General features: G+C 43.7%; 2 protein-coding genes and 2 pseudogenes. 2 read left to right on the top strand and 2 right to left on the bottom strand.

From position 1 onward, the window contains the following. Positions 1 to 72: 72 nt before the first annotated feature. Positions 73 to 570: a hypothetical protein gene (locus LLA01S_RS11130; protein WP_021164913.1), complete on the bottom strand. Its 498-nt coding sequence runs from the start codon at positions 568 to 570 to the stop codon at positions 73 to 75. Between the two features lie 204 nt (positions 571 to 774). Here LLA01S_RS11130 and LLA01S_RS13680 point away from each other — a divergent pair. After that, positions 775 to 2,110: pseudogene (locus tag LLA01S_RS13680) on the top strand (ISL3 family transposase). A 128-nt stretch (positions 2,111 to 2,238) separates the two neighbouring features. On the opposite strand, the pseudogene prtP reads toward LLA01S_RS13680, so the two are convergent. Then, positions 2,239 to 8,308: pseudogene (gene prtP, locus LLA01S_RS11115) on the bottom strand (PII-type proteinase). 319 nt (positions 8,309 to 8,627) lie between these two features. Between prtP and LLA01S_RS11110 the strand changes: the two are divergent. Then, positions 8,628 to 9,527 (top strand): peptidylprolyl isomerase PrsA, encoded by a 900-nt coding sequence (locus LLA01S_RS11110; protein WP_011669080.1) that lies wholly within the window; start codon positions 8,628 to 8,630, stop codon positions 9,525 to 9,527. Positions 9,528 to 9,551: the final 24 nt, after the last annotated feature.

Here is a 9,551-nt window from a genome sequence, read left to right as displayed (position 1 = left end):
AACTGTTAAGTTATGAGCTAATTTATTAGTTTATCAAAAAGGGTGATAACCCCGAATGCTAATTTAATTTTGTCAAATGTCTTTTAGCTTATCAAATTTTTCTTGGATAGGGGTAAGTGAAATTTCTCCTAATTTTGATGTAACTTTAAACATGTCCTGATTGTATTTTAAAACAATTTCTTTAGCTATTTCATTCATAACATCATCAATCGTATTGACTATTTTAGTTTTTGAAATCGGTATTACTTTTATTTCGTATTCTCCAAATATTTTATCATTAAGATCAAATGTTAGTAATTTCTCCTCAGAAAATTCAGGGTCGTAGTTTTTTAATAAATTTATCAATTGAAGAAAGTTAGGATGTGCTACTTTACATGTTTCTTGATAATCAAGATATATATGTGTATGTTTTTCACCTTCTGATTTCACGAAAGAGATATTGGCTTTTTGATTTACTGTTTTATTACCAAAAAGGCCCTTATTTCCTTTTATCAAATTACAAAAAGAATGATAATCTTTAGTTTTATAAAATTTTCGAGCATATGCAATATTTATTGTATTTTCTATCAAGTGACGTTAAGTCAAGTTTTTAGAGTAACAAACGTAGAATTTTAATCTATTTATTTTAAGCACTTACCTTTTCAAATTGATTAGGTGTAAGATACCCTAAACTTCGCAACAGAACCCCTTTTTTGGTTTTTTGGTGTAAAAATAAAAAAGGACAGACCAGCTGCAACCAGTCTGCCCAAAATACCCTCGAAAGGATATCCCAACATGGATAACGATATCAGAATTTTAATTGGATTAACAGACTTAAATATCGATTTTGATGCAAAAGCAGAACAACACTTCAATGAAACTAATCTCAACGGAACCGCTACAATTACTTGGAATCTCCTTCTGACATACGCTACCAACTGCGAAAAATTCGGAACTCCGATGGTTCACAATGGTATCAAAATGGTTACTCATAAAGGGCCACGTATCGCATTCAAGTTTCAAAACTATAGAATCCGAAAGCAAAAATTTCTATGAAAGAAATGTGGACACACGTCCATTGCGCACCTCACTGACATTCAACCAAACAACCATATCATCGATAAGGTTAAACAAACCGCAGCAATGGAACTAAGTGAAAACGTTAGTCAAAAGCACATCGCCTTAGATAACAACATATCAACGTAAACCGTAATGCGCGCAGCCGAAGGCTTATTCGTTTACAACAAAACAAATTTCCATTACCTGCCACAAAACATCGCGTTCGCTGACTTCAAATCAGGCAAGTTCGCAACTAGCGGAATGAGCATGATTTTAATCGATTCTGTTAACCACCGCATTCTAGATGTCATGAAGGATCGCGGTGCTGGTCAGCTCCGTGCCTATTTCAATCAATACAGTCCATCAGCTCGAGCTGCTGTTAAAACCATTACTGTAGATTTATTCACCCCTTACAGAGCTATGATTAAGGATTTATTTCCAAACGCAAACATCGTAGCCGACAGATTTCACGTTGTAACTCAAGCATACCGTGAACTAAACAAGGTTCGTATCAGTGTTATGAAACAATTCGGGTCAGACAGCAAAGAGTATCGCCAACTAAAGCGCTTCTGGAAACTACTTATGAAGCACGAAAATGCACTCGATTACATGACCAGCAAAAATCGAATCAATTTTAAGCATGCCTATTTAACTGATAAAGAAGTTATCGACCGCCTACTGGCGCTTTCTGATGAACTGCGTGATGCATACGCTTTCTACCAAGTGATTCTTTAAGCCATCGAAACTCGTGATGAAGCTGAACTTAAGTCTGTTCTATACCCCACAAAAAAATGATGCCCAATACCGCTCATTGCCAAAGGCAATGAAGAAGGCTCGTCGCACTATCCGCAAGCACTTCGACGAAATAATAAACAGCTTTATCTATGGATTCTCAAACGGACCAATTGAAGGTTCAAACAATAAAATCAAAGCAATTAAGCGCACGGCATACGGTTTCCGTAGTTTCAAAAACTTTCGTCTACGTATTCTTATCTCATTCAAGAATAGTTTCTACTCAATGAACTATAAGCAAAAGGCAGCTGATCTCAACAATGTGAAGTCAGCTGCCTAAGCAAGGTTCAAAATATTAAATTTTACCGGTCATCAGTACCATTTGACTTTGAACCTCAACTCCAAATATCGTAGCGCCCTTTTCTTTTTGTCGATACGCTGCTGCCCTAAACGCAACGCATGGACAGGCTATTCTTCACGTTGTTTCCGTTTCAATCCTAATACCCCCATCAGAATGACCACAATGACACCCAAGAAGCCAAACGCTGGCCGCTCAGTTGTCTCTCCTGTCTTGGGTAATGCTCCCTTACCGGTTGTATGTTGACCATTACGATCAGTCGTATCATCCGTGCTCGTTGACGTCGTTGTGGCTGGATTTGTTGGGATATTACCGCCAGAACTAGGCTGGCTGCCCTCATCTCCTTTGTCCTTACCTGTGTCGCCTGTAGCGGGCGCCGGGGTACCTTGACCGCCGCCTTTGTCGCTAGTACCGGTTGTATGTTGACCATTACGATCAGTCGTATCATCCGCGCTCGTTGACGTCGTTGAGGCTGGATTTGTTGGGATATTACCGCCAGAACTAGGCTGGCTGCCCTCATCGCCTTTGTCCTTACCTATGTCGCCTGGAGCGGGCGCCGGGGTACCTTGACCGCCGCCTTTGTCGCTAGTACCGGTTGTATGTTGACCATTACGATCAGTCGTATCATCCGCGCTCGTTGACGTCGTTGTGGCTGGATTTGTTGGGATATTACCGCCAGAACTAGGCTGGCTGCCCTCATCTCCTTTGTCCTTACCTGTGTCGCCTGTAGCGGGCGCCCGGGGTACCTTGACCGCTTCCTTTGTCGCTAGTACCGGTTGTATCGTCGCCTTTACCAACTGTCTTGTCCGCTTCAACGGCAGCTGCTACCTTCGTTTTCAGACTTTGCAAAGCTTGTAAATGTGCAAGCTTGTCAGACGCATCAGCACTGGCTTGACCAGACGTCAATGTGTCAGCAATGTCGGCATACCAAGTTTTGCCAGTTGCAGCATCTTTAGCATTGCCAACCTCAGCCGGTGTTGCCGCATTAATACCCTCCGCAAGTTTTGCTAATACTGCATCAAGTATCTTGGCAAGAGTCGCTTGAAGCTGGTCGTCCGTTTGCGTGCCTGCTTGAGCTTGTGCCACTAGGTCGTCTAACGCTGCCGTAAATGTTTTGCCAGTGCTTGGATCAGTTTGATTGCCCAAGTCCGTTCCCAGCGCAGCCTTCACAGATTGCAACTGGTTAAGCAGCGAAGTCTTCTTATCTGCAGGTAACTTGGCAGCTAATTGATTGATCGCAGTTTGCAGGTCTCGATTGGCACCAGTAAGTGAATCAACTGAGGCGTTCGTCTGATCAAGCGCCGTTTGTGCCTTCTGCGTTGCCGCTGCTAAAGCAGTCGTTGTGGCATCATCATACTTACCGCTGGCACTTAGCGTTTTGGCGGAAGCAATCAGATTAGTCAGTGCCTGCTTAGCTGCCTGCAATTGTGCAGGATCATCGGCCTTGATATTGGTGACAACATAGTCGACGGCTGGTGATTCATTACCGTATAAATCAGTCGACTTAAACTTGAAGGTGCCATTTGCCGTGATCGTGACACCGGCTGCCGGAACATCCTGATATGTCTTGCCACCATCAGCACTATACTGAACCGTTTCGCCCGTTGCGGCAGCGTTTGCCGTCAGAGTCACCGTTTGGGCTGGTTCAGTGGTACTTGGCGTCACAGTTGGTGCTGCCAGTGTTTTCTTTGGTTCGTAGTAAACTGTGATGTTCTTGGTCGTGGTGTTGTCTTCGCTATCTGTAACAGCAACAGTCAGCACGTTTTTGCCTTCGAGCAATTTAACGGGCTGATCAATAGCCATATGACCTGGTTTGCCGCTATTGATGTTGATGTCTGCGTATTGGCTGGCGACAGAACTGCCGTTAATTGACAGACTCAGATATTGCGCATTGTCAGTGGCTGTTCCGGTAATCTGGAAGTTTGGATCGTTGGTATAAACCGGTGCATCTGTCGAGCTGTCCAATGACAATGTTGGCGCCACTGCATCCAAAATGAAGGTCAACGCTTCTTGGAAGGTCTTGTTTTGAGTGGTGTCACCCACAACAACCCCAAACGGTTTTTGTCCAAGAGTACCTAAATCTAAAGTGAAACTGAAAGTCAGATCATCCTTGATTGGAATTTGCTTACCATCAACCTGCAACGTTGTCGTTGGGTGCTTGACCTTACCAGTAATCGTCGCAATCCCGGTCTTAGGGTCATAGAACTTAGCCGAGGTGGCATTGAATTCATTGGAACCAAATGTCACACCTTGATCGAACGTCACAGGATTCTTCAACATATCAGGATCATAAGACGAGGTAATCGTCTTTTGCTCCGTCGTGGTGTTTCCGTCTTTGTCGGTGGCGGTCACTTTGATGGTATTGTCACCATAATTAACCGGTACATCAACACTAAAGTGATGTTGTGCATCAAGTGCTGCTACGGTGTCGCCAACATTAACTGTCTTGGTGTCAGCACTAACCGTCCCTGTAACCTTGATGGTCGCTTCAGAGGTCTGATCCGAGCCATTGTTGAATTTCAAATCAGTAAAGGTTGGCGCCGTCAGCCGAACTTTGGTGTCAAAATGTTTAAGCAACTGGGTAAGCGCCTTATCGGCATATAGATCCACTTGCGCGGCGTAATCAGCATTTGTGACCGGCATTGAGGCAGTGAAACTGTTAGTCGCAGCATCGTAGGTTGTGTTCAAATCATGTTTCTTTCCTTGTGCATCAGTGTAAGTACCGTCAACCGCTGCTGGATACGTTCCACTAAACGTATACGTCCCGCCACCTTGAGTATTGGCTTCGTAGCCGGTTGTGGTACTTGAGATCTTGTCTGGGATACCGCCGCCGTTCACAATTAAATCAAACGATGTAGACCCCGGCTTCTGAACGCTGGCATCTTGATCAGTGGCATTGGATGCATTATCAGTCAAGTACAGCTCAGCCGAATTGTCGCCATTGCCAAGTGCTTGGGCCTGTTCATCAGATAATGGCGTTTCAATTTTGGTGTACCCATCAGCCGTTGTCCCAGCATCGGTAAAGGTAGCATCAAGATTCGTCACTTCATTAATTGCAGTTTTAACGCTCTTGGTGGCATCAAGACCACTCAAATCATCCTTGGCTTCAGCTGTCAAATAATACTGGGTTTTCCCATTTTCCGTTTTGGCTGACAAAGCGACATGACGAACTGTCGGTGCCTTAGAGTCGAGCTTGAAAGGCACATCAAACACTTGACGTTTGTCGCCGCCTTCCGGTACACCGGAAATACGATAAGTATAACTGCCATCATCAGCCGTCTTGATGTTGCCATCACGTTGATCATAATAGGTGCCATCCCACGCTGGAGCATGGTAGTAGATGTACTGCTGCGAATTAGCATTATAATAGGTCTTCGTCAGATTGGTGGAACTGCTGAGAGTCGTAACTTTATTGCCCTGACCATCAAGAATATCAACTTGGACGTTGCTGATATTGCGCAATAGATAATACTTCATGCTGATGTCATTATATAAGGCATTCTTGTCACTCGAAAAAGCAATCGCCTGATCGTCAACTGTCTGGTTGCCATCAGCGTCTGTGACCATGCCGCCATAATATTGAGTGCCTGTATTTTTGTTCGTCAATAGTGGTACGGTGCCAAAATTACCACCAGCAGGACTATAAGTGATCCCATTGAGACTATCGACAATCTTACCGTCATTCCAGTCACCAAAAAAGCCCATGTATGGCAAGTTCAAGCGCGATCCATCGCTACCCTTAAAGTTCAGAAAACCTTCAACAAATTGCTGTTGGTCAAAAGACTTCGGCAAAGATAGTGTGAATTCAATCTGCGCCGTTTTCCCAGCAGGCACAGTTATGTTACTGCCAGCTTTAATGGCTGCTCCATCAATCTTCTTGTCATACAAAACCCCAGAATTAGGGTCAGTCGCTGATGTATAAACGGCATTAGTATCCGTATTACTGTCCATTTGATAGGTTAGTTCATGGGTCGTGCGATTCGTGAAGGTCAGTTTAAAGGTCTTGTCCGTACTCGTGAAGTCTTTCAATTCAACTGCCGGGTAGCCGTTTTCGGCGACAACCGTTGACGGATTCTTTTCTAATGCATCAATAGCTGCCTTCACATCAACAAGACCGGCCCCTTGCCGCCGCGGCGATACGATAACATTATTGTAGTTAATATCGTTGATTGGCTGGGCAGTATTCATCTCAACTGTCTTAAGAAAATCGGTGAGCGCTGTCCCTTTAAGTTGTTTGTAGTAAGCATAAAATGGGTTGTTTTTGTTATTCAATGCTTGTTTCAACAATGCTTGTGAACCGGCAATAAATGGCGAGGCCATTGACGTACCAGACATATTTGTGTAGCCATTGTTGTTTTGCGTTGACCAGATGTTGCCGCCTGGTGCGGTAATATCTGGTTTGAAGGAAAGATTGGAAACTGGCCCATAGGATGTGAAGTCAGACATCTTGTCTTCAGTATATTTCTGATTTGGTACCAGCGTCAGGGCAATCTTGACACCGAGACTATCATCCGGGTGTGCTGTGACCCAGTCAACCAGCTTTTGACCGGTTACACTGGAGAGCCCAAATGTTGGGAAGGTGGTGGTTAACGCCATAGAAGTCACCGGTGTTGCTGTGCCATCGTTGTTGACAATGATCAAGCCAGCAGCACCAGCGGCTTGGGCGTATTTTTGTTTGTCATCAAAGGTAAGTTCGCCACGTTTAACGATGGCAATTTTGCCTTTAGCGTCAGCAGTATAGTCGGCTACTTTCCCTTTGCTGAGGTTGCCACTAGCATCTTTAACAATATAAAACTTCTTTTGGTCAAAGCTACCAGTGAAATCGTTGCTTGAAAGCTGAATGGTTTCCGGTCCAAGCTGTAAACCTGTACCATCTGTAATGGTCACTGCCTGAGTGATGACATCCGTGTTTTCAGCGGAAGCAACTGTGGTCGCTCCTCGTGATGTCCCTGGCGTTCCCACCATTTCATTGTCTTGCAAACCGTAATAATCTTTGTTGACGCCTTCAGTTGCTGAACCGGATGTTCCTGAGTTCCCAGCAGAAATGACGGCGGCTGTTCCTGATTCGTTAGCATTTTGCACCGCAGCAAGTTCTGGATCCTCCAAGGTTTGGTTGCCTGAATCAGATCCTAAGGACATGTTGAGGACATCGGCACCGATTTTTGCCGAGTCTTCAATGGCAGAAACCAAGGTAGCTGACCCGGTTGTTGCAGAAGTGTCAGAGTTGGTGAAAACTTTCATTGCCAGTAGCTGTGCTTCTGGCGCAACTCCGACAACAGACTTGGCTGGATCGTCACCTGTCCCGTTAGCACCGATGATCCCAGCAACATGCATGCCGTGTTGTTCGTCAACCTTATCATCTGTAATGGTGTCGTTATTATCAGCGTAATTAAACCCATATGGCACTTTTGAATTAAAATAGCGGCCATGCTTAACGGTATCAGTGAATTTTTCAACATCAGATTTGGTTAGTTTAACGTCTTTATCATCGCTTAGCCGCATGTCTTTATGTGTTGGATCAATGCCACTGTCAATAACCGAGACAACTGTGCCTTCACCTTTATATTTGTAATTGGACCATACGGCTTGCACATTCGCCATCGAGTTTGCCTTAGCATCAGTCGGATAATAAACTTTCGCCAATGTGACTGTTTTAACTCCGGCAATTTGTTTCAGTTTAGGGATATCAACAACCCTAACTTTAGTTGAAAAGCCGTTAACGACATAGCCATAACTTTCACCGGCAGTTTGTTGGGTGACTTGTTCAACAGCTGCTTTAACGCTTGCCTGAGCCGCGATCACTTTATTGGTCTCCTGCTGAATCTCCGCCGTGCTGGAGTAATCAGTTCTTAAAGTGCCGTTTTCAGAGGCAGGCGCTGCGCTCATTTGAACAATGACGTCAACATAAATATCTTGCTGCTGAACTTTATTCAGCTTATTGTAATCAATACCTTTAGCCGCCAACTGTGTAGCAATCGCTTGATTCGTTGTCGCTGCGGTTGTGTCAGTGGCCGCTTGCTTAGCAGTCGCAGCCGTCACCGTATTTGCGAGTGATGATCCCTTAGTTTGCTGCGAGATAGCCGCCTTTGCTTGGATTTCGCCGACTGGCAAGACAGCCAGCGCCCCTAAAGCGACTGTACCGGCTAACAAGATCGATAGCCCTTTCTTTTTCCTTTGCATCCAATATCCTCCACTTTCCAAAAGTTTCATAACCAAATCAAACCCTACGCTTGATGTAGTTAAGATTATATTATATAATATTATATACTATTATATTATATACTATTGAAGAGCAAATTCAACGAAAATTTTAATCTTCTATTAATTTTTTTATCTGTAAATTAACTTTTAGCGTTATTATTTAGCCGTTTACAGACTATAGATGTTTTGAAATTTTTAGCATTATTAGAAAATGAGTATTTGAATTGAAATTCTCAATTGCCATCGCTAGAATAAATACACAACGTTTACTGTAAGCATTTCAGAGGAGACCGAATCGATGAAGAAAAAAATGCGCCTTAAAGTATTATTGGCAAGTACCGCAACTGCTTTACTGCTGCTAAGCGGTTGTCAGTCAAATCAGACCGACCAAACAGTTGCGACCTATTCAGGTGGCAAGGTGACTGAAAGTAGCTTCTACAAGGAACTCAAACAGTCACCAACGACAAAGACCATGCTTGCTAACATGCTCATTTATCGTGCATTGAATCATGCCTATGGAAAATCGGTTAGCACTAAAACAGTTAATGATGCCTATGATAGCTACAAACAACAATACGGCGAAAATTTCGATGCTTTCTTAAGTCAAAACGGTTTCAGTCGCAGTAGCTTCAAGGAAAGCCTACGAACCAACTTTTTAAGTGAAGTTGCACTGAAAAAGTTAAAAAAGGTTTCTGAAAGCCAGCTCAAGGCCGCTTGGAAGACCTATCAGCCCAAAGTGACTGTCCAACATATTCTAACTAGCGACGAGGACACTGCTAAGCAAGTTATCAGTGATTTAGCAGCTGGCAAGGATTTTGCCATGCTTGCGAAAACTGATTCCATTGATACTGCGACTAAAGATAACGGCGGGAAGATTAGTTTTGAATTAAACAATAAAACGCTCGATGCCACATTTAAGGATGCTGCCTACAAATTAAAAAATGGTGACTACACGCAGACCCCAGTCAAAGTGACAGACGGGTATGAAGTTATTAAAATGATTAACCATCCCGCCAAAGGCACCTTTACTAGCAGTAAAAAGGCGCTAACTGCCAGCGTTTACGCTAAATGGTCTCGCGATTCAAGCATCATGCAACGCGTTATCAGTCAGGTATTGAAGAACCAGCATGTGACGATTAAAGACAAGGATCTTGCGGATGCGCTAGATAGTTATAAGAAGCTTGCGACAACGAATTAAGGCTTAACCGAGTAAGATGAAAGG

The organism is Lactococcus cremoris subsp. cremoris NBRC 100676, assembly GCF_001591705.1.
GTDB classification, from domain to species: domain Bacteria; phylum Bacillota; class Bacilli; order Lactobacillales; family Streptococcaceae; genus Lactococcus; species Lactococcus cremoris.
This window is presented reverse-complemented; position numbering and strand designations above follow the sequence as displayed.

Bases quoted from the DNA above. Each gene is read 5' to 3' on its own strand.
- LLA01S_RS11110 (WP_011669080.1), top strand. From the start codon at position 8,628: ATGAAGAAAAAAATGCGCCTTAAAGTATTATTGGCAAGTACCGCAACT.